Below are 26,855 nucleotides of genomic sequence, written 5' to 3'. Positions count from 1 at the left end.
TAATGCTTTAAATCAGCTTTAACTTCATGAATTTTAGAAAGTGGGATATCTTTATTAATATAAGCATTTCTACTCATATTACTATTTTAGTCACATTTAATATAAATATTTTTTGTCTAAAACTATAGTTTCATATTCTTTGTGTATTTGTTTTAGTTCTTCTCTATAGCTCTTCATTTTATATTTAATAATAAGTGAAATGTGCAGTGTTGATGATCAAATCCGAATTTTCTCATTACATTTATCATAATCTTTATTTTAAATCTTGTTTACTATTGCAATTGATTCTGTTGGTTTGTATACTGTTTTTTATAAAATTTTTGTTGTTGTAGAAATCCTCTCTTTCACTATATTAACTCTGCAATAGGCATTCGATTATATTAAATCAAATAATATATGTCTAAAATACCATTTATCTCCCAATTTATACTTCATTGTTACATCATAAGCTGCATAAGTGGAAAATTTCATATCAGAGTTAAAATAATTACAATCCATCGAAATTTAAAAGCTATTTTTTAATCGTTTCATAAGATATCCTAATGCCATTAAAAACATTGCAGACCCAAAAATGATTTTTTAATGAATATCAACCTCTTTTTCGCGATTCAACTGCCTTATTTTTCATTTTAATTGAAAAATTACAAAAATTTTGATAAATTCCATTAATCCAACATTCAAATAGTTAAATAAATATTGGTTGCCATCCAAAATAAGATATTAAAGGCAATTATTTTTGGTTTTCATGTATAAATATTGTCTTCCAACCCATATAAAACTTATTAATACTCAATTTCAGAATATAATTAAATATATATGTCAAAATTAATTTAATAAAAATCAATAGTCAAATCAAAAATTAGAAGATTTAAAAAGAAAAAAATAAGAAAATATGTCAAAGAGTTAACAAATTGACAGTTCCATTTATTTAAATTATTAAAAATTACATTTAAATGAATAATTAAAAACATTTTAAATCGTTTAAATAAGCAATAACGAACAAATAATAATTATTAGATACCACAATCAGTTTAAAAACAAATATGGTAAAAATATTTAATAAGAAAGAGTATTATAACAACATATTCCCTTCTTAAAATAATAAAAATACAATTAAAATAAGTAATAAATAAAAAAAGAAAAGCAAATTGATAAAAATCTATTTCACTAAATCTTGACCTTTATCAACTACAACTCTACAAGGTACAGGTAATTTCATGCCTGCTCTTTTTAAAGCAACTTTAGCTTCTTCAAAGTTTTTAGCTTCACAATCAATTGTGACAATTCTTTGACCTTTTTTAACAATAGCTTCAACACTAATAGGTTTACCGAAAGCATTTCTCATACCACTTTGAACCCTATCTGCACCTGCACCAGTAGCCATTGGGTTTTCTCTTACGATTTGATGAGGGTATACTCTTAATTTTAAGTGGTAACCCATTCTTCCAGCAGCTCTTTGCATAAGTCTGTTAGATGCAATCCTTGCAGCTTCCAAAGAATTATGTCTAATCCTAGCTGGTTCTTTAACAGCTAAACTTAGTGAAACTGGAAACTCGTCAGTTAAATTACCCATATCATATTGAACAATTCTTGAATTTGGGGTTTTTCTAATATAATCTCTTCTTGTATAAGCACGAACCATTATTATCCCTCCGAAATAAACAAATATTTGTTAAAAATAGCTATGAACTTTCATCATAGAATAGCTATATAAAAATTATATCATCATAAATATAATAGTTAAATATATTATTAAAGTTATTAATAAAGCTTGCCCTATTTTTTGAAAAATAATAAAATTAATATGGATATTCAATGAAATATCTTATCATGAAAATTAAAGGAAATATTATTTTTACTTATGATGATCTTAAAAGCTCCAAATTAATTTATGATTCACTAGAAGTAGACAATCAAAATTATTTAAATTCTAAATTAAATAAAAATAAAATAAAATACGAAATAGAATCAAAAACTCTTGGAAGCTTTTTATCAACCCTCGATGATTTAGTCGTGTCTGAAATTGTTGGTGAAAAAATCATCATAACAACTGATAAAAAATAATCCAAACTTATTTACATGATTCAAAACCAGTGAATGAATTATTATATAATCAAAACAAGTTATCATTTAAATTTTAAATAGAAAATAATAATATTTATATAAATAAAAAAATATATATTAACTAAATTAATTGGTTAGAGTGTGTAATTTATGGAATGTTATTATCATCCTGATAGAAATGGAACAGATACATGCGCCATATGTGGAAAATCTGTTTGTAAAGAATGTGGTTTAGAAATTGCTGGAAAAACATATTGTAAAGATTGTTTAGAAAAAATTGTAGGAATCGGTTTAAGCGAAACTGCAAATGAAAGTAATATCCCTAAAAAAACAGAGCCAGCAAGATTAGATAAAAATACTTACAAAGCACAAGAAGACTATGGCATTTATGAAGAGGCTATTAATCAACAAGAAAATTATGCAGCTGAAAATAAAGCTATTAGTGATGAGTCACCCTACAATATTAAAAGCAACATAGAATATAGTGAAAGACCTGAATCCTCATATACTCAAAAACCACAGAAAGCCCAAATAACTGATTATAAAGTAAAAAAAACAGTTCCTACCCAACCAATTAATGAAGAATATGCTATTTATCCAGAACATAATTATGATTCTCAAAGCACAAGGGCTCTTGAAGATAAATATGAAAGGTACTTAGATGATTTGTATTTTGATGAAGAAGAGATTTCATTAGGCGAACAATTAGCTAAAGATGAAGAAAAATATGGATCTTTAACACGAAAAGAATACAAGCCTCAAACTCCTACTAGAAGTCAGAAAGAATATGATGAAATTGAAGAGAGAATCAGAAGAGAAATAGCTAGGGAAAGAGGAGAACTAGTAGAAGAGGAAACCTCAATACACAATCTTAATTATCATGATGAAAAAGAACCTATGAGCATTATAGATATTATTTTAATAATCATTTTGATATTACTCACTTTACTTGTAGTATACTACATAATATACCTATTTATACTTAATACAAGTTACCCGACATTTATGGATGCTCTATACGGTCTTACAAATCCATTAAATGTAATTAATAATTTAGTCAGCAAATAATGAAATATTTTCATTATTAACCTTTTTTTTAAATTTCTCTAAGCTTTCTTTATTTTTATAAGATAAAATTCTAATTGTTGAGGGGTATTTATTAATATATTCAGATATTATCTCTTTTTTAATTGGATTTTCTAAAATACTTAAAACCCTTTGAGTAAAATGTGTTGAAAATCCTTGAGGAATAGATTTTAAGATTTGATTAACATCAAAAAAAGGTCTTTTATCAACAATTCTTTTAGCTAATTTCTCATTAAATAGATTCAAAGATGAAAGTTCCTCAAAAGAATAATTATTTGCAACATCTAAAATGGACTCTTCATCTCTAATTCCAAAAATTATCCCATCATTTTTTATTTCCCTTCTTAAAATATTTATTGTTTGAGGAGGCATCATATCTAAAACATTGTTAAAATCATTTTTATTTATACTTTTTCTAATTAAAGTGCCGCTTACCCCACCAATACGTTCAACAAAAATAAATTTATCTTTAAAATCAAAACCAACCCTGCTTAAAGAATTTGAAAATGAAACAATGACATAATTATCTTCAGTTAATTTATCTTTTAATAATATTTCACCCGTTGTCTTGTCAATTATTTTATATGGTCTTGGAGCAATATGATGACCCATATTAACTCTTTTTAATATATTCCCAAAGCTATTAAATGCTTTGTATCCCCTTGGAATGAAATCAGTGTTTAGAACTTTAAACATTTTAGCTAATGATAGGGAATATTGACCAGATCCCATTATTCCCATTGGAGGACCTTCAACAACAACGTCTGCTCCAACAGAAATTGCCATTTCTGCCCTAATTTCACGAGGTAGTATATATGGAATGCCCCTTCCACTCCTTTCAAAAAGTCCCGGCACAATAGCTACAAATAATGACTCATTAACTTGTTGTTTTGCAACTTTCATGCAATGAAAATGACCATTATGTAAAGGATTATACTCTGTAAAATCTGCCAACAAAGTAATATCCGATGAATCACTACTAACTTTGCAGTCTTGAGTTAAATCATTGAAAAATAATTCCATGTCTCTTTTTAAAATATTTCTAACTTTAAGCATGATAAGAAATAGTATATTTTTTAAAATAAATAAAATTTAATATTATAATCAAACAAAATGATTAACAGGTGAAAATATAATGAAAAAATTATATGCATTATTTATAATTTTAATTCTAGTTTACGGAGGAATTAATCTATCAAATGATGGTTTAGAAAACATAAATAATCTGACAAATTTAGATGGAGCGCTATCTATTTTTAGCAACCAAAACAATAGTGTTGAAGGTATTGTAATAGGTGAGAACTACTTTAATAAAATAAGTAACTTTACAGACATGAAGATCAATGATAGTGCCGTTAGTTTAGTAAACTCTAATAATAATATCCAAATAAACCTAACACAAATAGAATACATCGAAAACTTAGAAGACTATGTAATAAATAAACTATATGATAATGCTAGCATTACATCTAATCAAACACTTGATTTAAACGGAACAATCACATATTTCTTATATGAAGAAGGATCCGAATCATATAATGCAAATATCTACTTTAACAAGAATAATCAGACCTTTTTAATTAGCGGATATGGCATTAGTTATGAAAATAGTGATGAATTTATAAATCCTTCAAAAGAGATTATCAGTTCCCTAAATATCATGGAAAATAATGGATTAAAAAGATTTTGATGGAAGTTAAATCATGGATTTTGTAATAAAAAACTGTAAATTGGTTGATAAAGTTGGGAATTATAATATCAAAGTAGAGGACTCTAAAATTACCAATATATCTAAAAGTACCATAAAAGGTGATGATATAATAGATATTAAAGATAACTACATTCTCCCAGGTTTTATTGACCCTCATGTTCATTTTAGAGATCCAGGATTAACTCAAAAAGAAGATTTTAAAACAGGCAGCTTAAGTGCAGCTAATGGAGGTTTTACTACCATAATCGACATGCCCAATACAATTCCTAAAACAAATACTTATTCTGCACTTAAAGAAAAAATTAAAATAGCTGAAAAGAAATCTGTTGTCAATTTTAAACTTCAAGCTGGAACAAACAATTTAGATGAAATGAAAAAAATTATGGAATTAAAACCCGTTTCATTTAAAATATTTATGGATTTAGAAAGTGATGAAAGTTTAGAGAAAATATTTAATGATTTAGCTATTCTTAAAAATACAACAAATTATAATGGACTTGTTGCAACTCATTGTGAGAAAAAGAACATTGTAGATGAAAAAACTAAAATATTTAAAGAAAAGGAAAAAAATAAAGCTATTAATTATAGTTATGCAAGACCGGCGGTAGCTGAAGAAGAATCTGTAAAGCAAGCTATTGATCTTGTAAGAAGAAATAATCTAAGATTACATATCTGCCATCTAAGCTCATCTAAATCATTAGCTATTGCAAAAAAAGCTAAAAATATTATAGATGTAAGTTGGGAATTTACACCACACCATTTATTATTAAATAATGATGCTTATAATCTATATGACACATTAGTTAAAACTAATCCTCCACTAAGAGAAAAAAAAGAAAGTGTTAAAATTAGTGATTTAGATGAAAATTCCATAATTGGAACCGATCATGCTCCTCATACACTAAAAGAAAAAACTCTTGGCGTCTTTAAATCAAGTCCAGGAATTCCTAACTTAGAAACTGTGGTTCCTATTCTTTTAACTGAGGTAAATAAAAATAATTTAGATTTAAAAATAATTCCAAAAATATTGTCTGAAAATGCTGCTAAAGTATACGATTTGAAAAATAAAGGTTCAATAAATGTTGGAAATGATGCTGATTTCACAATTATCGATTTAAAAAGAGAAGGTATATTCAATATTGACGAATTTAAAACAAAAGCAGAATATTCCCCATTTGATGGGTTTGAATATGTTGGAATGCCTATAATGACAATAGTAAATGGAAAAATAGTAATGGATAAATTATAACTAATTTTAAAAAAAAATAATAAAAAGGTGTTAAAACACCTATTTATCATATAATGCGTGTTCAGGACATGCTTCAATACATTGACCACATAAAGTACAGAATCCTGCAATTGGTAATTTAGGATTATCTGTTTTATGAATCATATCATATGGACATGCTTCAATACAGTCACCACATTGATCACATTTAGATGGATTGAATTCTATCCTGTCTCTAGAAACAGTTTCACCATTAATAACTTTTTCAATGGTACCAACAGACAATGCATCATTTGGACAGGTTGCAGCACAAGCACCACATCTAATACAACTAGTAAAAGATGGTTCTTTGTCAGTTTCAACCAAAGCAGGACATAACATACCAGTTTTAGTAATTACACGAATTGCTTCAGTAGGACATTTATTAGCACATGCCCCAATGAATTCACATTTTTCAGAGTCCCAACCAAGACCTTCTGCATCAACAGGAGCACCTTCACCCCATTCAACATCAATTTCTAATGCATCAACAGGACAAAGTTTTACACATAAACCACATGCAGCACAAATTTCTGGAATCATAACTGTTAAGTCACTACCATTTGCAGTGATGAAGTTGCCTGGACATACTTCAACACAAGTATTACATCCAATACAAGTAGATGCACTAAAGGTAAATGATTTAATTTCTTTTGAACGTTTGACTGGTTTTTTCTCAGAAATGAATACAGCATTCCAAGGACAAGTTTGTGAACATAAACCACATTTAATACAAACATTGTCATCAATAGTAATAGGACTGCCAACTTCAGCAAGAGTGATTGCATCTACAGGACACGGTTCTACACAAGTTCCACATCCTACACAGTTAACAATATAATTTGCACCTTTTCCTTTGAGGTCAAGATCGTATTCTTTAGGTTCAACAACACCAGGAATACCAATAACGTCGACAGGACAAATTTCTACACATTTTTGACACATTACACAGAAACCTTGAACTTCTTTTAATCTTTCACCAGTAACATGCAAAGTTTCTTGTGGGCAAACCTCTTCACATTTACCACAGGAAGTACATAAAACAGAATTGAAAACAAGCCTTGCTTGTTCTACGCCATCAACAATAGCGAAATCTTCTATTTTTAATGCACCTTCAGGACAAACATCAGCACATTTTGGTTCTCCACCACAAGTGTCACAGTGAATAATAGAAGTAGGTGTTACCTCAATAGCTGATGTAGGACAAGTTCCTTCACATGCACCACATTTTATACAGCCATCTTCATTAAATACTATCATTATTAAAACCCCTTTAATTAGAATTTTTTAATGAGGTTTCCTTCACTATCAACAATATCTACTTCAGCTAATCTCATTTGACTATCCATTGTGTGAGTAGCACAAGATAAACATGGGTCATAAGCTCTGATAACCATTTCCATTAAGTTGAAGATACTATCATCCACTTCAACATCTGGTTTAATGTAATCTTTAGCTACTTTTTGAATACCCATTTCCATAGCAGGATTGTTTTGAATTGTAGCTACAACAATGTTAGCCTTAGTTGTTAAACCGTTGTCATCACATTCGTAATGATGGATTAAAGTACCACGAGCAGCTTCTACAATACCAGCACCTTCACCAGCAGTTCTTTCTAACTCATTTGGGAATTTTTGACCGGATAAATCTTGATCTAAAGCATCAGCAGCACATTCAGCAGATGCTAATAATTCTATAAGTCTTGCCCAGTGGAATAATAAAGGTGCTTGACCGACATCAAATCTGTCACGGAAATCTTCAAGTGCAGCTTGTGCAAGAGGTGCTTCATCAGGCATTTTATCACAAACATTAATACGAGATAATGGTGCAACTCTGTAAATACCTTCAGGATATCCTAATTCTTTAATGTAAGGGAATTTTAACCAGGAATATGGTTTTACATGTTCTGCTACGATATCTTGATATTCTAAGTTATCATATTCAGTGTAAATACTTCTATCAGGATTAACAATTCTTACATTACCATTATAAACATCCCATACACCATCTTTTACAAGACCACAGTGTTTAGTTTCTCCAAAATTACCTAAAGTGTTTACTAAATCGATTTTTTCCTCAAAAATTGGAATTGCCAAATCTAAAGTTTTTTGTGCTAACTCAACATTGGTTTTAGCTCTTTCTAATAATTCTTTTTGAGTTTCAGCATCTAATTCAGTAGAAATACCACCTGGAGTGGAAGAAGTTGGGTGAATTGGACGACCACCAATTTTTCTTACCATTTCTAAACCGTTTCTTCTAATATTAATAGCTTGAAGAGCGATTTCAGGTTGATCTTTAATAATTTGGAAAACATTTCTTGTTTTTCTGTTTGCATCAGGAATAATAAAATCAGGAGCAGCTAAGAAGTAGAAATGAAGTGCATGGGAGTGCATAAATGAACCCCAGTTCATGATTTCTCTCATTTTATATGCTGCAGGTAAAATTTCATCATCTTTAAAACCAAAAATTTGGTCAACCGCTTTAGCAGCTGCTAAGTGGTGTTGTACATCACAAATACCACAGATTCTTGGTACGATTCTTGCTAATTCTTCTACAGGACGACCTTGTAAGAATTTCTCGAATCCTCTGAACTCCATAACATGTAATCTAGTATCTTGAACATTTCCAGCATCATCGAGCTGTACAGTAATTTTTGCGTGTCCTTCAATACGAGTGACAGGCTCCATAGTAAGTTTAACCATCTTATTTTCCTCCTTTTTGCATTTTAATAGGCACTAATGCTGCAGGTAATGTGTATGTGTAGAAAGTACCTACTATATCATCTAATTGATCAGCAACAGTTTCTGGGTCAACAGTTTTATCTTCTGTTACACCATAGTCAGATGCAATCGCACTAATCATTTTTGCTCCTTGATCTAACACTTTAGCGGTAGGACCATAACATCCTCTACATGGAATTGCTATAGAAGGACATTCAGCACCACATAAAGATACTGTTGCAGGACCCATACATACTAATCCTTGACTAATTAAACATAAATCAGGTTCTGGAGCACCAACTTCAAATTGTCTTTTAATGAAATCCATAGCTAAACCAGCTGGTGGTTTTTCTCTAGGACATACTTCACAAAGATTGGTGTTTGGTAATTCAATAGTATCTCCTCTTAATAATGTTAAAATAGCTTCAGCTACAACATCAGAACGAGGTGGGCAACCTGGAATTATTAAATCAATATCCATAGATTCACTTAATGGTCTTACTCTACTTTCAAGATGAGGTACATCTTCATTAGGGATAATTCCTTCTGGATTGACTGTAGAAACAGAATTAATATATGCTTCTTGTTCTAATTCTTCAACAGTCCATAAGTTTCCAAGCCCAGGGATACCTCCATAACATGAGCAGGTACCATAAGCAATGACCATTTTAGCTTTTTTATTTAGCATTTCAGCTAATTCTCTGTTTTCATCATTTCTAATTCCACCTTCAACAATGATGATATCTAACTCAGGTACTTCATCATATTTAGTGTCCATGAGTACAGGGGAAAATTCAAAATCTGCGAATTCCATTACATCAATTAAAGATTCGTGAAAATCCGCAATAGATAGGTGGCAACCGGAACATCCGCCTAACCACATAGTTCCTATTTTAACTTTATCTGCCATAAATATTCCTCCAACTAGTTTTCAGCATCTAATTGTTCTTTTAATGGAGCTGGTCCTAAATCTTTGATTCTGTTAACCATCATCTTAACAGCTTCAGAGAACTTTTCACCTTCGGATGCGGAAATCCAATCGTGGTGAACTCTTTCAGCACCAATTCCCATATCTTCAACTAATTTATAAATTAATCTCATTCTACGATCTAATTTGTAGTTACCAGCGTCATAGTGACAATCACCCATGTGACAACCTGCTACAAATACTCCATCTGCACCTTCTTTAAATGCTTTTAAAACAAATTGTGGGTCTATTCTTCCAGAACACATTACACGAATAACTCTAATATTCGGTGGGTATTGCATCCTTGCAGTACCTGCTGTGTCCGCTCCTCCATAGGAACACCAGTTGCAACAAAACATTACAATTTTTACATCATCAGCCATAGAGTTTTTCCTCCTCTATTATTTTTTTGTATTTTGAAAAATTGCTATCTTCCAAAATCAATTTTAAACTTTTTTAAAAAATTTTAAAATCTTTTTTAAAGACATAACAGTTTAGGTATGCCTTAATTTCACAATTTATGTACTTAATGAGCTAGCTCAGCATATCATTATGTACTGGTTAATATATTATATTAATAATTAATATAAAGCTTACTTAGAAATTAAAGCCAAAAAGTTTATATACTATGAAACAAAATTTGTTTGAATATAAAAAAATGAACAAATAAAAGAAAATAAGGCATGTTTTATAAAAAAATAAAAAAATGGAATTACATTCCATCTACACTCATTTCAATCATGTTTTGAGTTTGTTTAGCTAATTCATCTGGAAGACCAGTAATATCCATGTTTAAAAATCCTCTAACAATCATAGATTCTGCATCTTCTTCTGAAATACCTCTTGAAGTTAGATAATTGATTTCTTCTTCATCGATTCTACCTACAGAAGCTTCGTGAGATAATTCAATTTTAGAAGCACATGCTTCAAGTTCAGGAACTGCATAAATCATACTGTCATCAGATAAAATTAAACCATTACATTCTAAATGTCCTCTAACACCATGAACTGAACCATTAATATGTCCTCTTGCAAATATTTGAGATTCATCTTGAGAAACAGCACGAGAAATTACTTCAGCTCTTGCACCTTTTGCACTAAGAATTGCACGTGATCCAACATCAATAATAGAATCTTTTTTACCACCTTGAATACTTTGGAAAACAGCTCTTGAGTTAACTCCATCACAATATGCTGTTGGATAAGATTGAATAGTACTTACAGGACTGGTTAAAATATAATTGTTAATATAAGTAGAATTGTCTTCAAGTTTAATACCAGTTCTAGGACGTACTTCTACTTGTTCAGCCCAATTATGAACCATAGTAAAAGTGATTTTAGCTCCAGGTTTTAAATACATCTCAGAAACACCTACATGCATTGCAGAAGCTACATCATCACCAGTTGCACAACCAGTAATCAAATGTAATTCGGAATTTTCCTCAGCAATAATAATATTGTGAGCTGTTTGCATAATGTCCTCATCACTAATAAACATGCAAGCTTGAACAGGAAATACTTCCTTAGTTCCAGGAAGTGATCTTACAAAGTAACCACTAGTAACTCCACTTTCTGCTTCACGCAATGCAGTTTTTGCAGTGTATTTATCAGCATCAGGTTTTACTACATTCCACATGTAATCTTGTAACCAACTATACTTATCTAAGGCTACAGACATTCCCATTATCTCAACAGAATTGGAAATTTCATTATTAGAAAAGATATTACTTTGATCAACTTGTAAAAAAGAACCAGATCTGTTTTTTTCTTCTGTATCTACACCTACTTTTAAAAGAGTATCTTTAGTTTTTTTACCAACATCTTCTAAATCATCAATAATATCTAAAGCATTGATTTCTTCATCAGTAAAGTTTTCTATAGTAATATCTGCTCCTATTGCAGCTTTTTTATTTTTAGCTTTTTCAGCATCATGAAGAACATTTCGCACACTCAACACATCCACTAAAACCATTTTTTCTAATTTCTTCAATAATTTCATTAGGGTTTCCACTACAGGAAATAACACCCTCAATTAACACATGGGCTTTATCAGCATTAACAAAATTTAAGATATAACCTAAATGAGTAATTAAAAGACCACTTCTTTTCTTATTAATTTGTTTTTTATCTTTATCTAATAAAGTACGAATTTCAGATGCAATTAATTCAACATTTTCAATATCCACACCAGAATCAGGTTCATCAAACATTGTAAAATCTGGCATTTGCGCTAATAATTGTAATATTTCAGATCTTTTAACTTCTCCGCCTGAAAAACCATAATTTACATCCCTATCCAAAAATTCATCATTAAATTTGAGTTGATCAGACAATTCTTTCATTCTAGAATTTAATTCTTCATCCATATCTTGATTAGATATGATTTTAAGTAAATCCTTTACAGAAACACCCCTAATAGATGGAGGATTTTGAAAACTTACTCCTAAACCCAAATGTACTCTCTCAGCAGTAGTTAAATTAGTAATTTCTTGACCTTTAAATTTTATAGATCCATTAACTACTTTATATTGTGGAAATCCTAAGATGGTTAAAAACAATGTACTTTTTCCAGCCCCATTTGGCCCTAAAAGAACATGAGTTTCTCCCTCATCTATAGAAAGATTAATGTTTTTTAAAACTCTTTTTCCTGCTACTTCAACAGCTAAATCTTTGATTTCAAGTAACATATAATCACCTACACTACCATCATAATTATTTCATCATATAAATATTTTCATTTTATACATATAAAATTTTTTAAAAAAATGGTATGCAAATAAAAAAAGAAAAAATAACTGAAAAATTATTCAGTTACAATAATAAATTCCCCAACTTTTTCAACTTTGGCAAAAGGAACTAATAACAAATCACCGTTTCTTTTAGCACCTTTAACATGAATATTACGGTCACTTTCAACCCTAATAGCTATATCAACGATTTTACCTGTTTTTTCGTTGATGATTAATTCATCTAAAACACCAAGAATACGTGCATTATTAGTAGCTACTTGGTAGTTTTTTATTTCACTCCATAATTTTTCTTCTCTTCTAGGAATTTGTTTATTTTCCATTAAATCACCAATAAAATTAACATTAGATAATAAACTATTTAACTTCATTATATTTAAACATATTATTTAATAATAAATTATGAGCAACATCTGCATCCTCAAGAGTATTAATATTAAAAGCCAATTCAATATTAGGCAATATTAATTGTTCCTCATCTTGAACAATATTAACACTTCTTAAAACATTTAACCCTGCAGGAGTTGTTCCATTATACTCATATTCATATTTCAAACCAAAATCATTAAAAACTTCAATTGGAACTAAAACCGAAAGAGCATCTTTATCTATTTTTGAATAATAATCTAATACATAATCAATAATCTTTGAAGTTATAAAAGGTAAATCTGCATTAATAAATAGTAAAGTATCATCAGATGAATTTTTTTCAAAACAATCTAAAATAAATGACAAATCACTAACATAATCTAAACCTGGTGTATCTAAAATTTGAAAATCGCCATCTAATGTTTTTAAATATTTAGTAGTTTCAAGAGTATTTGGACTAACTGCAATAAAGACTTTTTCAACTAATTTAGATGAAAATAAATTATCCAATACATAATTAATTAAGGCTTTTTTGTGTAATTTAAAAAGAGGTTTTTCAATCGGATACTTGAGTCGTGTTCCTCTACCTCCAGCCATGACAATAGCATAAATCATAAAAAAACCACAAAAATTAATTAAGCATATTTACTTCCTTGCATTTTCATTCTTTTACCAAGAATACATCTTTGACCTTGACAACCACCAATAGGTGATTTTTGAGTACCCATAGAATTCATACAACGAGCCATGATTGCAGAACCTAAAGCTAAACCATCTTCTACAAATACAACATTTTCAAATTTATCCTGAACTGCTTCTAAAATAAGTTCAGGTTTGCGTCCAGTAATCCCTGCCCTTCCAGTAATACCTAATGCAGATCCTTCAACAATAACATTCTCTTTAAAAGCTACATCCAAAACTCTTGTAACAATTTTAGTACTTACATAATCCATAGTAGAAAGTAAAGTACCCAAACCATCATCTTCATAAAATTTAACACCTAATTCCGTCAAATCATCCAATTTATCACCATTAACTCCAACATCACAACCAATCAATGTTGTACCTGCATTTTCAGAAGCAACTGGATCAAGAGGCACAGTACCAAATCTATCAACATCCATCGGTACTTTACGAATATCAATTAATTTATGAGCTTCATCAGCATTAGCTTTAGCTTTTTTATGATCTGCTTTTTTAAGAGCCTTTTCAGAGAACAAATCTAAAGCAGCCCCATTTTTCATGTCAATTTTTCCAGAACCCTTAGCTATTGAATCTGAAACAACACCTGCTAAACCTAAAAAATTACCAACAGTATTTGCATAAGGTTGGTTATCATTAACAATACGACCAGCCAATGTTGAACCAAAATCTAGAGATACACACGGATTTCTATAATCAACTTCCGTCCATTTAGCACCTAATTTAATACCTGCAGTAACCAGTTCACCTTCCATTTCATTAGCTACTGTTTCTTTTCCCTGAGGTGGAATTACACTTACAACAGCGCCATCAAACATTACATTATCTAAAAGAGAATACTTTTGTAATCGTTTAGGAAGCTGAGAAGTACTCATGGCAGGAGACATTTTGCGAGGAGGAATGCCTGCATCCAAACAACCATCAGCTAATGCAATAACTAATTGACCTGCTTCTTTGGCTGTAGCAAATCCTGCTGTAACCCCAGTTGAACGCACAACAAAATCTAAATCCTCATCCTTATCAACACCACATTTTTTAAGTGACTCTAAAACAGTGTCTTTAACTAAATCAGCTACTGCTTCTTTAGAAAGTTCAATACCCCATACAGTTTTACCAAAAACTTCTTCATTGGCTTTAGGTGGACGAATGTCCCTTGTCATTTTAACAGTTTTATTAAGTAAATAACACTCGCTTGTATTCAAATTAGTTGCAGTTACAATAGACTTAGTAGTAGTGTTCCCTAATTCAACAGAAGCAGTTACATAAAATACATCAGGTTTTTTAACAGCACCTGGACTTGCAGGTCCAGCTTTATTAGCTCTTAAAATTGCTAAGTTACCTTCATGAGATTTAGCAATAATAGGTTTAGGACCCTTATTAAAAAGTTTACTAAGAAAAGACATTATATAAAACCTCAATAATTAAGTTAAATAATAATATCTTATAAGAATAATATAAATCTTATTAAATTAATTTTGAAAAAAATAAAAAAAAGTTAGATTAAAAAATATTTTAATCTATAATAAGTTGTTCATTGGGTGGTTTTCAACAGGTTCAGTACCAAAGTCAGCAGCAGCTTCACAAATAAACATATCAGTTTGAGCTACAGCAGGAAATGCGATTCTAGCATTTTCGATTGGTCCGAATAAAACGAAATCTCCACCACACATTACTTGCACAATGTTTGCACCAATATCACAAACAGTAAATGCATCTTTGTGACCAGCTTTTTTATATTCTCTTAACCAGTCCCACGCAGAAGGTACATTGTGAATACCAGATCCAACTGGGTATCCCCATTTAGCTTTCTCAGCAAAAGAAGTTTTAGCAGCGATACCTGCACCTTGACCTAAAGGAGTAACCGCAGTATCCATCATGAATTTATCAATACCACAATCTTCAGCTACTTCAAGTAAACCTTTTTCATAAGCACCATTGTCACCATCTTCCCACATAGCCATTTTACCATCAACAGTAGCATTCATTGGGTTGAATCCTAAAATAATAGATGCTGATACATCAGTTGCAGCTAAAGCATCTAATTCGGATTTATCTGCTGACATGTTGATTGAGTTGTAAATAGCCCTGTCAGTTAAACCAGATTCATCAGCATATTGAGCACCAGCTACTCTTGCATCCCCAGATGTTGAATCTATAAGGAATGGAGCATCACAAACTTCCCCAATATATTCAATATATTTCACGATAGCTTCTTCAGTTTGCCCAAAAACTTGTACAATATAAGGGTTACCTGTAACATCAGAAATACTAGCCATATCATTGACTAATGTTTCAGCTTTTTCTTTATCGAAATCTCCTGTTAATTCATCACTAATAATATTATGTCCACCGTAGAAAATAGTACCTGCTAATACGGTAGGATATTCTCCAGGTTGACCTCCCATTTTGACTCCTGCGAAATCAAAAACTACTTGTTCTTTATCAAATCTAAACATAAGTCTTAACCTCCTAAATTAAGGCGGATAACATTGAAGTTATACCAAATTTTATTGCAACAATTAAAATAATTAATCCAAGTATAATACCATATAATATACCAACATCTCTACCTGTTTGTTGACCTAAACGTTGGTAATATTCACCTACAGTAAAATCAACTTTTTCTTCTGCATCATTTAGTCTTGCAGCAATATCATTGAAATCATCTGAGGAAACTAATACTTGGGATGCTGTGTTTTCTTCATCACTCATAATAAACACCTCTATAATCCACACATTTTTGCAATGAAAGGAATAATAACAATTAAAAGAACTGCTAAACAGACACCAATAGCAAATCCTTTGAATCTAGTTGCAATTAAACCTGCAAAAAGTTTTCCATCTCTTGCAATAAGTTTTGAACTGTATTCTGAGTCTTCAGATACCTTTTTAATTCCGCTTATATTTGGTTTGTTAGAAATTTGCACCATAATTATACCTCCCTAAAATAACAAGAATAAAGCTCCAATAACTAAAGTAAATACTAATCCAATCATTATACCTTGAACTTTACCTGCATAATTACCTGCCATATTCCTTTGAATAGCACCGATCATGTCGATTTTAGTGTTAATAACTCTCATTCTAGCCTCAATAAGAGCAGTTTCACCAGAAACAACTTTCATTTCTTCGCCACTGTCAGCTTCTTCATCATCCCCTTCAACGGAAATTACCATAGCTTCCTCTTCAAAAGCACCTGGATCTTTTTCTACACATTCGTTGATTTTTGATTGAATAGTCCCAATATCTTCAGTGTCAATCAAATCAACAATTTCTAATTGTTGTTGGAATCTTTCTACACCTTCTAAAGGAACATTTTCTACGAAAGGAATAGCACCAGTTGCACCGATAATTTTCTTTTTATCTGGATCAGCACCATTTTCGTGTAAAGCCATGAAACTTTGTCCTGTGATGTGACCTTGTACTTCAGCACCAGCTAATATTAAGAAACGAATATTAGGGTTTGAAATAATATTTGCAACAACTTTTTCAATTCCTAAGTTTTCTGTTTTACATGGACCTGCAATAGCTGCTCCAGAAAGTTCAGCTTCAATGTGAGAAGCTAATGTTGTAACAGCAACAGGACTTTCAGGGTCGCCTACAATATAGTCTCCACTAATAACCGGCCAGCCATCTGCAGGAGCTTTTTTATCAGCCATCTATAATACCCCCCACATTTGTAAGACAGGTAATGCAGCAAAAATAATAAATACAGCTAATAAGAATCCATAAACGACATTTGTTAACAGTCCCGCAGTAATATAAGAACCTTCCCTTCCAGGATAAGCTCCAGCAGGACTTGAATATGGATCTAAAGAAGCCATTAACTCATCAGCAGCTGCTTCCATTTTAGATACTTCCGCATTTACTTCATCCATAGATAAGAGAATAACTCCTCCACCTAAAGATGCGCCTATAATACCAGTGACAGGATCATAAGCTAAATTCATTTCAGGTATAATTTGTACCATAGGTAACATTTGAGCCATATTAATTCCTCCTAATCTATTGTTCTACATCAGGCCATAAACCAGCCCATCTTGTTGAAGCTGCATCACTACATGAAGCTTGAACAAATGCTCTAAAGGCAATAATCCATCCAATTAAACCTACAATGAATACTACAAACCAACCTAATCCTCCAGTAATTGAAGAAATAAGACCAGTAATTGTCATAGTTAAAAATGCAGTAGATGCTGCACATTTAAGAGTTCTTACTTGATCTTCATTTGGTCCTAAACATGCATTAAATGGATGTTGAATAGCCATAGTACACAAAATAAAGAACACGGCAATAAAACCATGTGCAACAACATTTTCATAAATTGCAGCCATGTCATATGTCCCTGTAACAGCACTTGAAAACGCTAAAATAGATAGCATAGCAGCACCAGCAATTTCAATAGTACACTGAACCATAATTGGGATTTTCATACCAACAATTTTAGTTGCAACTAATGCAATAACAGCACCAATAATTACAGCAACAATAAGTCCTGAAATAGGGCCAATTAATGGAATATTAAGAATAGTTGCTAATGTAATACCAGTTAATGCACCAATTACTCCTACAGATAAAGACATGTATCCGATTGATGGAACACCGGTACCTAAACCATAACTAGCTACTCTACGAATAGCATCAGATCCCCATACAATTGCACATACTCCTCCTAGACCTGCAATTACAGGACCAATAATATCATTAACATTAGATAAATAAATTCCGATTAATGCACCAACAACACCTAAGATTAATAAATGATTTGAATCTATAGCACCTGCAGCTGCACCATCAGCACTTCCACCAGCAGACATTTAGATACCTCCAGTTAAAATAATACAAAATATTCCTAAAACAACAGATGCAATACCACAAGCTAATGCACCAGTTCCAATCCTTTTAAATTTAGGGTCGTGCATACCTTCAATAGTTCCTCCAATATTATATGAAGCAATTACTGAATTAATAAAGAACACACCTACACCTAAAATAGCTGCTAACCCAATGCTTATAGCAGGGTCAGTAACAAGAGTAGCATCATTTACAGCAGTGTTGATTCCATAGTAAACTAATCCCCCACCGAAACCACCAAGAAGTCCTCCAATAAGACCACTTACAAATGAAGTAGTTGGAACACCGTGACCTTCAGTACCAGGAGTCTTATATTTTTCTTGGTTACGTTTGGTAATCCAATCAACATTTACTTTTGAAGCAGCAGGTACAACTCCTACACCAAAGATGTAGATAATGTTAGCAATAAACATTGTAATACCCATCATAATCATTGCACCAATTGCTCCCCCAACACCAACCACATAAAATGGTTCACCTGTCATAGTAGCAGCAGTAATAAGTCCTGTTAAACCAGCACCAGCAGCTAACATAGCAGTACCAGTACCTACACCAGTAGCTGTTGCCATAGCTGCAGGAGCTCCTCCTACAGGAATAAAGTGCACACCTGCACCAATCATAATACCGCCTATAGCGATGAATAAAATTAATGAAATAGGATCCATAATTGAACCTCCTTATTCCTCATACGGTCCGTATTTTTCTCTTGCAAATACTTCTAATCTGTCATTCATTACACCTAATAAAACAACGATTATAAGACCTACAATAATACCACCATAAATTCCAAATACAACTGTATTCCAGAAACTAAAGAATACAACAAGACCGAAACAGAAACCAGTTAATGGTCCACCGAATTTAGCACAGAAGTTTACAACATCCATAGAGTTTTTAGCACCTATAGGAGCCTTTGTAACTATATCCCCTTGAATAGCTACAGGAGTACCTCCACCAAACTCGAACTTTTGATATTCGCTTTCTGCACCATAATGTACATCCCCAGTTGAAGAACCAATAGCACCAAGAGCAATACCCCAAAGCATTGCTAAGAGCGGTAATGGGAATACATGTAATGCAGTTCCATTTAATGGAATAGTCATTAAATAGGAAATTCCAACAATACAAAAACTAGTTATAAATCCGTGACCTGCAATAGGTCCTAAAGATTGAGTCAATACATCCATAAACAAAGGTTGTTCAAATTGAGATTGCCCAACAATCCTTCCCATGTGGGATGTAACAGTATAAATAGAGTGAACAAAAGCAGCGACACTTGCACCAATTGCAATGCCAACAATTGGGAAAATTCCAAAGTGGATTAATATGTATGCAATAGCACCAGCAACACCACACCAAACACCATAAGCGACTGGTTCACCAGAAGCCGCTTTGTTTATCATACGGTGTAAATGTCCCATTTGTGGAGCAAGTTGAACTTGAGAGTTAGGGTTACTTTGAGAACCAATATCAGATTCTAAGTCCTCTGCAGCCCCTCCAATAGTAGCAACTGCACCCATTAATGCAACAACACCTAATGTTACAGGGTCCATAATTTTTTCCTCCATATTTTTTATTAAATTGATCATTTAATAAACATAATTTATTGAAACGATTTTTATTCCATATAAAAATCTATTGCAATATTACTATCAAATATTGCATGTAATAATCTTTTTTTAATTATTAGTATAAATGTTTTGCTAATACCATTTAGGCATGCTTAAATATTTTATAAAAAGTAAATAGGTGAAAATTCACCTATCTACATGTTTTTAAATTTATTTTGCTGGAGTAATAGCAGTTCTTTCACCAGATGGTTCGAACTCTCTTAATGCTCCTTTAGCAAACTCAGCACGAGGTTGGCTGAAGTCAAAGATTAAGTTTTTGTCAGCAAATGCTATTTTAATTAATGGATTGAAAGCCCATGCATCTCCACGAGCGGAGTGAGGAGCTTGTGCAATACCAGCATATTCACCTTGGTGACCTACATTCATTGCGTAGTTAGGGTAGTTAGGGCCTCTCATTTCAAGTGGTATACCTTCATCGTTTCTGATAGAGAATACGTTAGCAGCACCACATTGATCTTGTAAATCGAAACCATAGAAACCTAATCTGGAATGTTGTTCTTTGTGTAAATACATAGATAAGTACCATGCACTTAAACCAGTTTGAGCATTACCAGTAGCAAATGCAGTTGAAGCACCAGCTGCTGCTGAAATAACAGATGATCTTTGAGATCCACCGAAGTGAGTTTCGAGTAATGCTGGGTATTCTTCGTATTGTTCTAATGCATAGAATGCAACTTCAGTACCAACATCTAAAACAGTATCCATATTATTTGGTGCTTGAGTTAATCCACCGTATTTATCTTCAACATAATCTTTACCGAAGTAAGTGAAGTCATCTAATACATTATCAGTATATGCTGCTGTAGCATATTGAGTGAATCCTACACCACCAGACATGTAAGAACCTAACCAAATTTGGTCGTATAAAGCAGCACCTAAAGCTACTACTTCTAAAGTGGAACGTACAGGGTCATCTGGGTGAACTCTAGTACCTTGACAAATATCTGCCATAAATCCGAATGGAACTCCACCAAGTTCATTTTCTGCTCTTGCTCTTCTTACAGGTAAGTAAGTACCCATGTGGATAACTTCTGCGTGTTTGGATGCGTATGCAAAGTCTCCTGTTGCACCTTCACCAGCACATTGGTTGTATGCTGAAATCATTGACATACCAATTTGCATAGCAGACCATCTAGAGGTAGTACCTCCATCACAAACTCTTCCCACAATAGCAGGAATTCTTACAGCTTGCCATACACTTCCACCTACTTCAGCTTTTAAAGCTTCAGCTTGTTCTTCTGGGAACTCTTTATTAATATCTAAAACGAATGCTGAGTCAATTTCATCAGCTAATTCATCGTCACCAGTAAATACTTTTACGTAACTGTCAGATACTACTAATGGGTCAGTTTCTACCATGTGCTCTTGAACTACTGCTGCACCAGGCATAGCGTGGTTTACAGTTTCTAAGTAATGAGTAATAGTTTCTGGAGTTACTTCAATACCTAATCTTTTTTCAAGTACGTTGTGAGCAGTGTTTAAACCTACAATTACAGTTTTTCTAATGTCATCCCAAGCTTGTTGAATAGCTGAGTTGTTAATAAAGTGTAAATCGTCACCTTCAACAAAAGTATCAGTAGTAGATAATTGGTAAGACATTAAAGCTCTTTGACCTAAAGGAGTACCAATGTCTGGGTTGTACATTGGAATTCCCCTTTCTTCAGCTATTTTTTTACCTTCATTTACGAAAGCAGTTTTTCTTTCAGATTGTTTCCAACCACCCATGTTATAGAATTGTGTTCTTTTTTCAGTTGGATCTTCACTGAATTTTTGTTTCATTGCATCTAAGAATTTTTTATCTGCCATGTTAATTACCATCCTTCATTTGGATTAAATGCACCGAAAGATCTAGATACGTGAATATTTTTTAATACTTCAACAGCTTCTACATCGTCCTTGTATGCTTCACCATCAATTCTGTAAATAGTGGTTTTGGATTTTAATGTTTCTTCATCTAATGGTTCACCTAATACAACTGGTTCGTCTAAGTCTCTTCCAACTTGGTCTCTGACCATTTCAACATTACCAGTTTCTCTATTGAATACTTGTCTTCTAAGCATGTCAAACATCAAACCATTTTCATCTAACCTTAAAGAATGACCGTGTACACCTGCACCTCTAATACCAGTTCTTGCAGTATCGAAGTATTCAGTTTCTAAAAGATATTTTGAAATTCTTTCAATATCTCTTTCCCTTGCTTCGATTACTTGTCTTCCAGATAAGGTACCAGTATCAATTCCTCTAAATCTAAATAAATAAGATCTTGCCCTTAAGTAAGGTTGAGCTGGTGCGAAGTACATTGAATCTACGAATTGAATGTATCTAATCCTATCTCCTGCTTTTGCACCGTCAATAGGTGTTACTAATTCTCTTACAATATCATCAGGTTCATCGAGTTCTTCTAAAGGTGGGTGAACACTTTTGTATTCAGAACCTGGAGCTCTGTGACCTAATATTTTTACTACGTCTTCATCAGAAATTTCTCTTAACTTTTCTAATTCATAATCTGGATTAGTAAAGTTTCTTCTATTTTGAGCAACCTGAGAAGTACCTGGATAAATTTGTGCCATAATTATGCATCTCCTAATGCTAATTTAACTTTTCTAATAATTTCATCTAATTTTTCTTGTGAGATTGTTTCACCGCGAATAACTCCAGTGATAATATCATCAATGGACCCTTTAGTTTTAACATCTCTTTCAGATGGCATGACTTTTGAAGTTTTTACTCCAATTTTAGCAAAATCTTCACAATCAACTGGTGATTCACAAATAATAATACAATGTTTATTGATGTTCCTTAGAATCAACCTTGCTTTGTAAATAATATGATTGGCAACTCCACCTAAGTGAATGACTAACAATTTAAAATTACTCATTTGTTCTACTTCTTTATCAGTAAGTCCAAATAGAGTACCTCCTGAAGCAGGAGCGTCATGAGGAACACCCGCACCAGCATTTAAAACCATAGTACTTGTTAAAACATTAGCTTCACGTAATCCGAATGTAATTTCACAAACTGGTTTAGTAATGTGTCTACGTCCTGGAGACATAGCAACTGCACAAACATCAGTACCACATTCAGCAAAAGTCCCTCTTTGAGCAAGACTTCCACCTTTACCCATACCACTTGTTTCTCTACAATCAACAACGTGAGTACAACGTCCTATCATATTAATCAAAGTCATCCTTTTTAATAATTTTCACATGATCTTCAAAACTTGAATATTGATCTGTCATTCCAATTAATTCATCAGGTAAATCAGCTTCGCCATATTTAATACTATCAGAAACTGTTTTAACTTTCCTGATGTAGTTAGTTCTATCTTGATTAATATCAAAGCCATAAGGAATATTTTTCTTACAGACTTCTTCAATCTCTTTAATTGTTGACTCCATAGTTAGTTCAACAAAAATTCGACCAGTTTTTACCTTTAATTCAAGATCTTCACCATTAACTTGAATTACTCTACGTTCCCTATATTGAGGAGGTAAAGTCTCTTCAGTTTTTGGAAACCTAGGACCTTGAATAACAGTTCTTTTAACATCTTCAATGACTTCTAAGTCATTTAACAACTTTTCAGTTGTGTCACTTCCAAGAACTCTATAAGGAAATATTTCAATATCCATTTTTTTTAACCTTCTGAAAAATTAGATTTTTTAAATTAATTAGATGTCACCTTTAATATCATCAGCTGCTAATGCAACATATTTGAGAGGTTCTCTAAATTCGTCAATTTGACTGTATACTTCTTTAATTAAACCAGAAGTTGCTTCCGGTGAAAAGAGTTGTGTTCCTGCATCTAAAGACATAGCAGCAGCTACACAAGGAATACAGAATCCTTTACTGTGTCTTGTTACAACGTGGTTACCATTGAATAAACCAGGACCTCCACCACCATAAATAGAGTGACTGAAGAAGGAGAATCCTACAGCTACACCTTCTGCTCTACCATAGTCAATACTTGGTAAACCAGTAGCGAATTCAATATTATCATTGAAGTATAATAAAGTAGATGGTACACCTTGAGCTGCACGAGCTGCACCTATGTTAACCATAGTTGCTGCAACTGCACCAGCAGCAGCATAAGCGTTCCATTTAGCTGCATCATCAGTGTTGTAAATATTGAAATCAGTTAATGCTTTTTGTGGGGCAATTATTCCATCAGCTTCTGCTCTTTCAATAGTTGAGTTAACAACACTACCAACAGTTCCATTTGCATTTTCTTTAACTAAGTCAAATACTAAATTATCAGCGTTCATACCTTGATATGCCAATCCTAATAAATGTAATCTTTCGTAAACACCTAATGCATCAGCCATTTCAAACATAGCAGTTTGTTCGAAAATGGATGCTAAAGCTGTAGCTTGGAAAGTATTTTTTAAAGTTGCAGCGGCAAAATCATTTGCTTTTACACCTCTTAAAGCATAACCTGCACCTTCGAGTTTTTGTGGAATGTCTAACATGGTTGCAATGTTAGAACCTTTGTAATCTACAGATTGTGGGTATCTACCTAAAACTGCAGCTTTTACAAAGTTAGCATCGTAAATATCAACGTCTAAAATTTCAATTACAGATTGTACTAAAGCACTAGCTGTAGATAAAGGAGCTACAGAGTATTCAGCAGCAACATCAATTCTTTGAGTTGGTACCTGTACTAATAGTCTTTTACCTCCAGAAATAAGTTCAACTTTAGTATCGTCACTTTCAGAAATTTGAATAATTTCTTTCATTTTTTCTGCAATTGCTTCTGCATTACCTACAATATCAAGATCTAATTCTCTTCCCAATATTCTAGATTTATCTCCACCAACTGCACCAGTTTTTACAGATTTTTCAAGTCCTTCTAAATTTACAGCAACAGTTCTTTTTACACCTTTTACAATGTTTTGAATTGCTGGGTTTCTAAGTGGACTTAAAGCTTCAATAGGTACGTTAGATGCAATTTCTGAGCCTCTATCGTCATATAAATCGACTTTATCATCAAACTTTGCCATTTTTTCCCTCCTAAATAAATCAGAGTTTAATAATATACCACTCTCAATGGTAAATTTTTACCAAATTGAGCATTGAGCTACAAAGCAAGTTTATGCAATAGCCAGCCATATGGTATACAAATTTATTTTTAATTTAGATATAATATAAATATTACCCCTAAGAGATTTTAGAAAAGTTTATAAGCCATAATAAAACTTGTGATATTTAAGAAAAATGAGTACCAAAGTAATACTCATGATATCATATATATCTTTATTAAACATCAAAATATTAGTTAAAAAATCAAGATTAATATAATAATTGAATTTTAAATTATTTATTATATAAAAAATGAATGAACTAACATTAAATCAAAAAATAAAGTAAAATTATTAAAATATTACTTTTTATTTTGAAAGTAATAAAGGGTAAAAAAGTAATACTCGAAAATTCAAAAATAAGCGCCTCATTTATAAATAAAATGAATAAAATAATAATAATATTATGCAAGTTGTAGCTGATGTTGGAGGAATACCTGGTAAAGATTGTAATGGATTTTGCAAATACTGTTACTTCAGAAAGGTAAAAGAAATAAAAAGCTTTGGATGTGCTCACTGTCTTCCAAATAAAATAGGGTGTGAAAGATGCTCTAAAGGAATAGCTGATGCACAAAGTGACTTTAAATCACCTTTTGAAGTAATGAATGAAGTTCAAAATACAATAATGATGAATAGGGGTTTTGGAGATATTACAGCCAACATTAGTGGTGGTGGCGATGTTAGTTGTTATCCTTATTTAGAACAACTTACATCTAACCTTAATCAATTTTCAATTTCTTCACACTTAGGTTATACCTGTGGAAAAGGCATAACCGATAGTTCAATAGCTACAAGATTAATAAATAATAATGTTAATGAAGTAACATTTACTGTTTTTTCAATAGATCCTAAGCTTAGACATGAATGGGTTAAAGATCCAAACCCAATTGAAGCTTTAAATGCATGCAAAATCTTTTGTGAAAATATAAAACTAACAGGTGCTTCAGTTATTATTCCCGGTGTAAATGATGGGGATATTTTAAGGCAAACTTGTAATTCTCTTGAAGAATGGGGTGCAAAAGGATTTATTTTAATGAGATTTGCAAATACATTCAATGAAGGATTAATTCTTGGAAATGAACCCATTCTTAAAGATTTTGAATCTCAACCTGTTGAAGACTTTGCTGAACTTGTTGAACAAATTAATAAAGAATATAATTTTAGAGTAACAGGAACCCCATTATATGATCCTGAAACTGGTGGACCTTTTGCAATAGCTAGAGATGAAAATGAAATATTTTTACAATTTATTAAAAAAATTACTGGTGAAGCAACAATAATAACCTCAAAAATAGCTGCTCCATTTATAAAAAAAATATTTAATAAAATAGAAGCAGAGAGTGTTAATGTTGTAGCTGTTGAAAAAGAGATAGCTTGTTTAATTACAAAAGAAGATCTGGAAAAACTTGATTTAAATGAATTAAAACAAGCCGTGATTCTTCCTGGAAGATCATTTGTTCATCAACTTGATGCAGAAAGAATTTTAAGTGCCGATGGTATTGAACGAGTTGTTGGTCGTGGCCCAGATACTTTAACAGCCGATGGTGAACTAAGTATAGATATGAGCGATGAAAATGTAATTGAAAGAGAATTAGAAGATTTTAATGACTTAGTTGATGCTATTAATTTCTTTGGAATGAGAATAATTTAAAAAAAATAGT

29 protein-coding genes are annotated in these 26,855 nt (G+C 32.0%); 5 read left to right on the top strand and 24 right to left on the bottom strand.

What is annotated here, in order from left to right; translation table 11 throughout:
- Positions 1-1,159: 1,159 nt before the first annotated feature.
- On the bottom strand, positions 1,160-1,642 hold the full coding sequence (gene rplJ / locus MBORA_RS09320; RefSeq protein ID WP_042691635.1) for a 50S ribosomal protein L16: 483 nt from the start codon (positions 1,640-1,642) through the stop codon (positions 1,160-1,162).
- A 188-nt stretch (positions 1,643-1,830) separates the two neighbouring features.
- Here rplJ and MBORA_RS09315 point away from each other — a divergent pair, with 188 nt between their 5' ends.
- Positions 1,831-2,064: a KEOPS complex subunit Pcc1 gene (locus tag MBORA_RS09315; protein WP_042692136.1), complete on the top strand. Its 234-nt coding sequence runs from the start codon at positions 1,831-1,833 to the stop codon at positions 2,062-2,064.
- A gap of 150 nt (positions 2,065-2,214) precedes the next feature.
- A complete protein-coding gene (locus MBORA_RS09310) occupies positions 2,215-3,132 on the top strand; it encodes an FYVE zinc finger domain-containing protein (protein WP_063720579.1) in 918 nt (305 codons plus the stop codon).
- Here MBORA_RS09310 and MBORA_RS09305 read toward each other — a convergent pair.
- Positions 3,118-4,206 carry a nucleotidyltransferase family protein gene (locus MBORA_RS09305; RefSeq protein ID WP_063720578.1) on the bottom strand — a complete coding sequence of 363 codons (1,089 nt, stop codon included), beginning with the start codon at positions 4,204-4,206 and terminating at the stop codon, positions 3,118-3,120. The two genes, MBORA_RS09310 and MBORA_RS09305, sit on opposite strands and share 15 nt — an antisense overlap.
- 79 nt (positions 4,207-4,285) lie before the next feature.
- Between MBORA_RS09305 and MBORA_RS09300 the strand changes: the two genes are divergently transcribed.
- Both MBORA_RS09300 and MBORA_RS09295 read left to right on the top strand, forming a co-directional pair.
- A complete protein-coding gene (locus MBORA_RS09300; protein ID WP_042691646.1) occupies positions 4,286-4,840 on the top strand; it encodes a hypothetical protein in 555 nt (184 codons plus the stop codon).
- 13 nt (positions 4,841-4,853) lie between these two features.
- Positions 4,854-6,110: a dihydroorotase gene (locus MBORA_RS09295; protein ID WP_063720577.1), complete on the top strand. Its 1,257-nt coding sequence runs from the start codon at positions 4,854-4,856 to the stop codon at positions 6,108-6,110.
- Positions 6,111-6,149: 39 nt separating this feature from the next.
- Here MBORA_RS09295 and MBORA_RS09290 read toward each other — a convergent pair whose 3' ends face one another.
- The 22 genes from MBORA_RS09290 to mcrB form a co-directional block, all read right to left on the bottom strand.
- Positions 6,150-7,388 (bottom strand): 4Fe-4S binding protein, encoded by a 1,239-nt coding sequence (locus tag MBORA_RS09290; protein WP_042691649.1) that lies wholly within the window; start codon positions 7,386-7,388, stop codon positions 6,150-6,152.
- Between the two features lie 17 nt (positions 7,389-7,405).
- Positions 7,406-8,830 carry a Ni/Fe hydrogenase subunit alpha gene (locus MBORA_RS09285; RefSeq protein ID WP_042691652.1) on the bottom strand — a complete coding sequence of 475 codons (1,425 nt, stop codon included), beginning with the start codon at positions 8,828-8,830 and terminating at the stop codon, positions 7,406-7,408.
- Between the two features lies 1 nt (position 8,831).
- Positions 8,832-9,758: an NADH-quinone oxidoreductase subunit B family protein gene (locus tag MBORA_RS09280; protein WP_042691655.1), complete on the bottom strand. Its 927-nt coding sequence runs from the start codon at positions 9,756-9,758 to the stop codon at positions 8,832-8,834.
- A gap of 14 nt (positions 9,759-9,772) precedes the next feature.
- On the bottom strand, positions 9,773-10,198 hold the full coding sequence (locus MBORA_RS09275; RefSeq protein ID WP_042691658.1) for a hydrogenase iron-sulfur subunit: 426 nt from the start codon (positions 10,196-10,198) through the stop codon (positions 9,773-9,775).
- Positions 10,199-10,527: 329 nt separating this feature from the next.
- Positions 10,528-11,787 carry a SufB/SufD family protein gene (locus MBORA_RS09270; protein ID WP_042692141.1) on the bottom strand — a complete coding sequence of 420 codons (1,260 nt, stop codon included), beginning with the start codon at positions 11,785-11,787 and terminating at the stop codon, positions 10,528-10,530.
- Positions 11,744-12,502: a Fe-S cluster assembly ATPase SufC gene (gene sufC / locus MBORA_RS09265; RefSeq protein ID WP_042691662.1), complete on the bottom strand. Its 759-nt coding sequence runs from the start codon at positions 12,500-12,502 to the stop codon at positions 11,744-11,746. The genes MBORA_RS09270 and sufC overlap by 44 nt, the downstream gene beginning before the upstream one ends.
- Before the next feature lie 116 nt (positions 12,503-12,618).
- A complete protein-coding gene (locus MBORA_RS09260) occupies positions 12,619-12,885 on the bottom strand; it encodes a PRC-barrel domain-containing protein (RefSeq protein WP_042692144.1) in 267 nt (88 codons plus the stop codon).
- A gap of 34 nt (positions 12,886-12,919) precedes the next feature.
- Positions 12,920-13,546, bottom strand: coding sequence for an NTP transferase domain-containing protein (locus MBORA_RS09255; RefSeq protein WP_042691666.1), 627 nt, complete (start codon positions 13,544-13,546; stop codon positions 12,920-12,922).
- A gap of 20 nt (positions 13,547-13,566) precedes the next feature.
- Positions 13,567-15,036 carry a methanogenesis marker 14 protein gene (locus MBORA_RS09250; protein ID WP_042691668.1) on the bottom strand — a complete coding sequence of 490 codons (1,470 nt, stop codon included), beginning with the start codon at positions 15,034-15,036 and terminating at the stop codon, positions 13,567-13,569.
- Between the two features lie 114 nt (positions 15,037-15,150).
- Positions 15,151-16,089, bottom strand: coding sequence for a tetrahydromethanopterin S-methyltransferase subunit H (gene mtrH, locus MBORA_RS09245; RefSeq protein ID WP_042691670.1), 939 nt, complete (start codon positions 16,087-16,089; stop codon positions 15,151-15,153).
- 13 nt (positions 16,090-16,102) lie between these two features.
- Positions 16,103-16,345, bottom strand: coding sequence for a tetrahydromethanopterin S-methyltransferase subunit MtrG (gene mtrG, locus MBORA_RS09240; RefSeq protein ID WP_042691672.1), 243 nt, complete (start codon positions 16,343-16,345; stop codon positions 16,103-16,105).
- An 11-nt stretch (positions 16,346-16,356) separates the two neighbouring features.
- Positions 16,357-16,563, bottom strand: a complete 207-nt coding sequence (locus MBORA_RS09235) for a tetrahydromethanopterin S-methyltransferase subunit F (protein WP_042691674.1) — start codon at positions 16,561-16,563, stop codon at positions 16,357-16,359.
- Positions 16,564-16,575: 12 nt separating this feature from the next.
- Positions 16,576-17,292 (bottom strand): tetrahydromethanopterin S-methyltransferase subunit A, encoded by a 717-nt coding sequence (mtrA, locus tag MBORA_RS09230; RefSeq protein WP_042691677.1) that lies wholly within the window; start codon positions 17,290-17,292, stop codon positions 16,576-16,578.
- Positions 17,293-17,622 (bottom strand): tetrahydromethanopterin S-methyltransferase subunit B, encoded by a 330-nt coding sequence (locus MBORA_RS09225; RefSeq protein ID WP_042691679.1) that lies wholly within the window; start codon positions 17,620-17,622, stop codon positions 17,293-17,295.
- A gap of 16 nt (positions 17,623-17,638) precedes the next feature.
- Positions 17,639-18,451, bottom strand: a complete 813-nt coding sequence (gene mtrC / locus MBORA_RS09220) for a tetrahydromethanopterin S-methyltransferase subunit MtrC (protein ID WP_042691682.1) — start codon at positions 18,449-18,451, stop codon at positions 17,639-17,641.
- Positions 18,452-19,153, bottom strand: a complete 702-nt coding sequence (gene mtrD, locus MBORA_RS09215; RefSeq protein ID WP_042691684.1) for a tetrahydromethanopterin S-methyltransferase subunit D — start codon at positions 19,151-19,153, stop codon at positions 18,452-18,454.
- A gap of 12 nt (positions 19,154-19,165) precedes the next feature.
- Positions 19,166-20,077: a tetrahydromethanopterin S-methyltransferase subunit E gene (gene mtrE / locus MBORA_RS09210; protein WP_081738309.1), complete on the bottom strand. Its 912-nt coding sequence runs from the start codon at positions 20,075-20,077 to the stop codon at positions 19,166-19,168.
- Positions 20,078-20,269: 192 nt separating this feature from the next.
- Entirely contained in the window at positions 20,270-21,925 is a 1,656-nt protein-coding gene (mcrA, locus tag MBORA_RS09205; protein WP_063720576.1) for a coenzyme-B sulfoethylthiotransferase subunit alpha, read from the bottom strand.
- Positions 21,926-21,930: 5 nt separating this feature from the next.
- Complete coding sequence (gene mcrG / locus MBORA_RS09200; protein WP_042691688.1) at positions 21,931-22,689, bottom strand: coenzyme-B sulfoethylthiotransferase subunit gamma; 759 nt, start codon at positions 22,687-22,689, stop codon at positions 21,931-21,933.
- A 2-nt stretch (positions 22,690-22,691) separates the two neighbouring features.
- Positions 22,692-23,291, bottom strand: a complete 600-nt coding sequence (gene mcrC, locus MBORA_RS09195; RefSeq protein WP_042692147.1) for a methyl-coenzyme M reductase I operon protein C — start codon at positions 23,289-23,291, stop codon at positions 22,692-22,694.
- A 1-nt stretch (position 23,292) separates the two neighbouring features.
- The gene (mcrD, locus tag MBORA_RS09190) at positions 23,293-23,748 is read right to left on the bottom strand and encodes a methyl-coenzyme M reductase operon protein D (RefSeq protein ID WP_042691691.1); all 456 of its coding nucleotides are present in this window, start codon (positions 23,746-23,748) and stop codon (positions 23,293-23,295) included.
- Positions 23,749-23,787: 39 nt separating this feature from the next.
- Positions 23,788-25,116, bottom strand: a complete 1,329-nt coding sequence (gene mcrB / locus MBORA_RS09185; RefSeq protein WP_042691694.1) for a coenzyme-B sulfoethylthiotransferase subunit beta — start codon at positions 25,114-25,116, stop codon at positions 23,788-23,790.
- A 484-nt stretch (positions 25,117-25,600) separates the two neighbouring features.
- On the opposite strand from mcrB, the gene mmp10 reads away from it, so the two are divergent.
- Complete coding sequence (mmp10, locus tag MBORA_RS09180) at positions 25,601-26,845, top strand: methyl coenzyme M reductase-arginine methyltransferase Mmp10 (protein WP_063720575.1); 1,245 nt, start codon at positions 25,601-25,603, stop codon at positions 26,843-26,845.
- Positions 26,846-26,855: the final 10 nt, after the last annotated feature.

The sequence above is a fragment of the Methanobrevibacter oralis genome (assembly GCF_001639275.1).
GTDB lineage: Archaea > Methanobacteriota > Methanobacteria > Methanobacteriales > Methanobacteriaceae > Methanocatella > Methanocatella oralis.
The sequence above is the reverse complement of the archived record's forward strand: the minus strand, read 5'-3'. Positions and strand labels throughout refer to the sequence as shown.

Coding starts and splice junctions, on each gene's coding strand:
- MBORA_RS09315 (WP_042692136.1), top strand. CDS start 1,831: ATGAAAATTAAAGGAAATATTATTTTTACTTATGATGATCTTAAAAGC.
- mtrG (WP_042691672.1), bottom strand. CDS start 16,345: ATGAGTGATGAAGAAAACACAGCATCCCAAGTATTAGTTTCCTCAGAT.
- mtrH (WP_042691670.1), bottom strand. CDS start 16,089: ATGTTTAGATTTGATAAAGAACAAGTAGTTTTTGATTTCGCAGGAGTC.
- MBORA_RS09270 (WP_042692141.1), bottom strand. CDS start 11,787: ATGGTTTTAGTGGATGTGTTGAGTGTGCGAAATGTTCTTCATGATGCT.
- MBORA_RS09305 (WP_063720578.1), bottom strand. CDS start 4,206: ATGCTTAAAGTTAGAAATATTTTAAAAAGAGACATGGAATTATTTTTC.
- MBORA_RS09280 (WP_042691655.1), bottom strand. CDS start 9,758: ATGGCAGATAAAGTTAAAATAGGAACTATGTGGTTAGGCGGATGTTCC.
- sufC (WP_042691662.1), bottom strand. CDS start 12,502: ATGTTACTTGAAATCAAAGATTTAGCTGTTGAAGTAGCAGGAAAAAGA.
- mcrA (WP_063720576.1), bottom strand. CDS start 21,925: ATGGCAGATAAAAAATTCTTAGATGCAATGAAACAAAAATTCAGTGAA.
- MBORA_RS09255 (WP_042691666.1), bottom strand. CDS start 13,546: ATGATTTATGCTATTGTCATGGCTGGAGGTAGAGGAACACGACTCAAG.
- MBORA_RS09300 (WP_042691646.1), top strand. CDS start 4,286: ATGAAAAAATTATATGCATTATTTATAATTTTAATTCTAGTTTACGGA.
- MBORA_RS09250 (WP_042691668.1), bottom strand. CDS start 15,036: ATGTCTTTTCTTAGTAAACTTTTTAATAAGGGTCCTAAACCTATTATT.
- mtrE (WP_081738309.1), bottom strand. CDS start 20,077: ATGATCAATTTAATAAAAAATATGGAGGAAAAAATTATGGACCCTGTA.
- MBORA_RS09285 (WP_042691652.1), bottom strand. CDS start 8,830: ATGGTTAAACTTACTATGGAGCCTGTCACTCGTATTGAAGGACACGCA.
- MBORA_RS09225 (WP_042691679.1), bottom strand. CDS start 17,622: ATGGCTCAAATGTTACCTATGGTACAAATTATACCTGAAATGAATTTA.
- mtrC (WP_042691682.1), bottom strand. CDS start 18,451: ATGTCTGCTGGTGGAAGTGCTGATGGTGCAGCTGCAGGTGCTATAGAT.
- MBORA_RS09290 (WP_042691649.1), bottom strand. CDS start 7,388: ATGATAGTATTTAATGAAGATGGCTGTATAAAATGTGGTGCATGTGAA.
- mcrD (WP_042691691.1), bottom strand. CDS start 23,748: ATGGATATTGAAATATTTCCTTATAGAGTTCTTGGAAGTGACACAACT.
- mcrG (WP_042691688.1), bottom strand. CDS start 22,689: ATGGCACAAATTTATCCAGGTACTTCTCAGGTTGCTCAAAATAGAAGA.
- mtrA (WP_042691677.1), bottom strand. CDS start 17,292: ATGGCTGATAAAAAAGCTCCTGCAGATGGCTGGCCGGTTATTAGTGGA.
- mtrD (WP_042691684.1), bottom strand. CDS start 19,153: ATGGATCCTATTTCATTAATTTTATTCATCGCTATAGGCGGTATTATG.
- MBORA_RS09295 (WP_063720577.1), top strand. CDS start 4,854: ATGGATTTTGTAATAAAAAACTGTAAATTGGTTGATAAAGTTGGGAAT.
- rplJ (WP_042691635.1), bottom strand. CDS start 1,642: ATGGTTCGTGCTTATACAAGAAGAGATTATATTAGAAAAACCCCAAAT.
- MBORA_RS09310 (WP_063720579.1), top strand. CDS start 2,215: ATGGAATGTTATTATCATCCTGATAGAAATGGAACAGATACATGCGCC.
- MBORA_RS09260 (WP_042692144.1), bottom strand. CDS start 12,885: ATGGAAAATAAACAAATTCCTAGAAGAGAAGAAAAATTATGGAGTGAA.
- mmp10 (WP_063720575.1), top strand. CDS start 25,601: ATGCAAGTTGTAGCTGATGTTGGAGGAATACCTGGTAAAGATTGTAAT.
- mcrC (WP_042692147.1), bottom strand. CDS start 23,291: ATGATAGGACGTTGTACTCACGTTGTTGATTGTAGAGAAACAAGTGGT.
- MBORA_RS09235 (WP_042691674.1), bottom strand. CDS start 16,563: ATGGTGCAAATTTCTAACAAACCAAATATAAGCGGAATTAAAAAGGTA.
- MBORA_RS09275 (WP_042691658.1), bottom strand. CDS start 10,198: ATGGCTGATGATGTAAAAATTGTAATGTTTTGTTGCAACTGGTGTTCC.
- mcrB (WP_042691694.1), bottom strand. CDS start 25,116: ATGGCAAAGTTTGATGATAAAGTCGATTTATATGACGATAGAGGCTCA.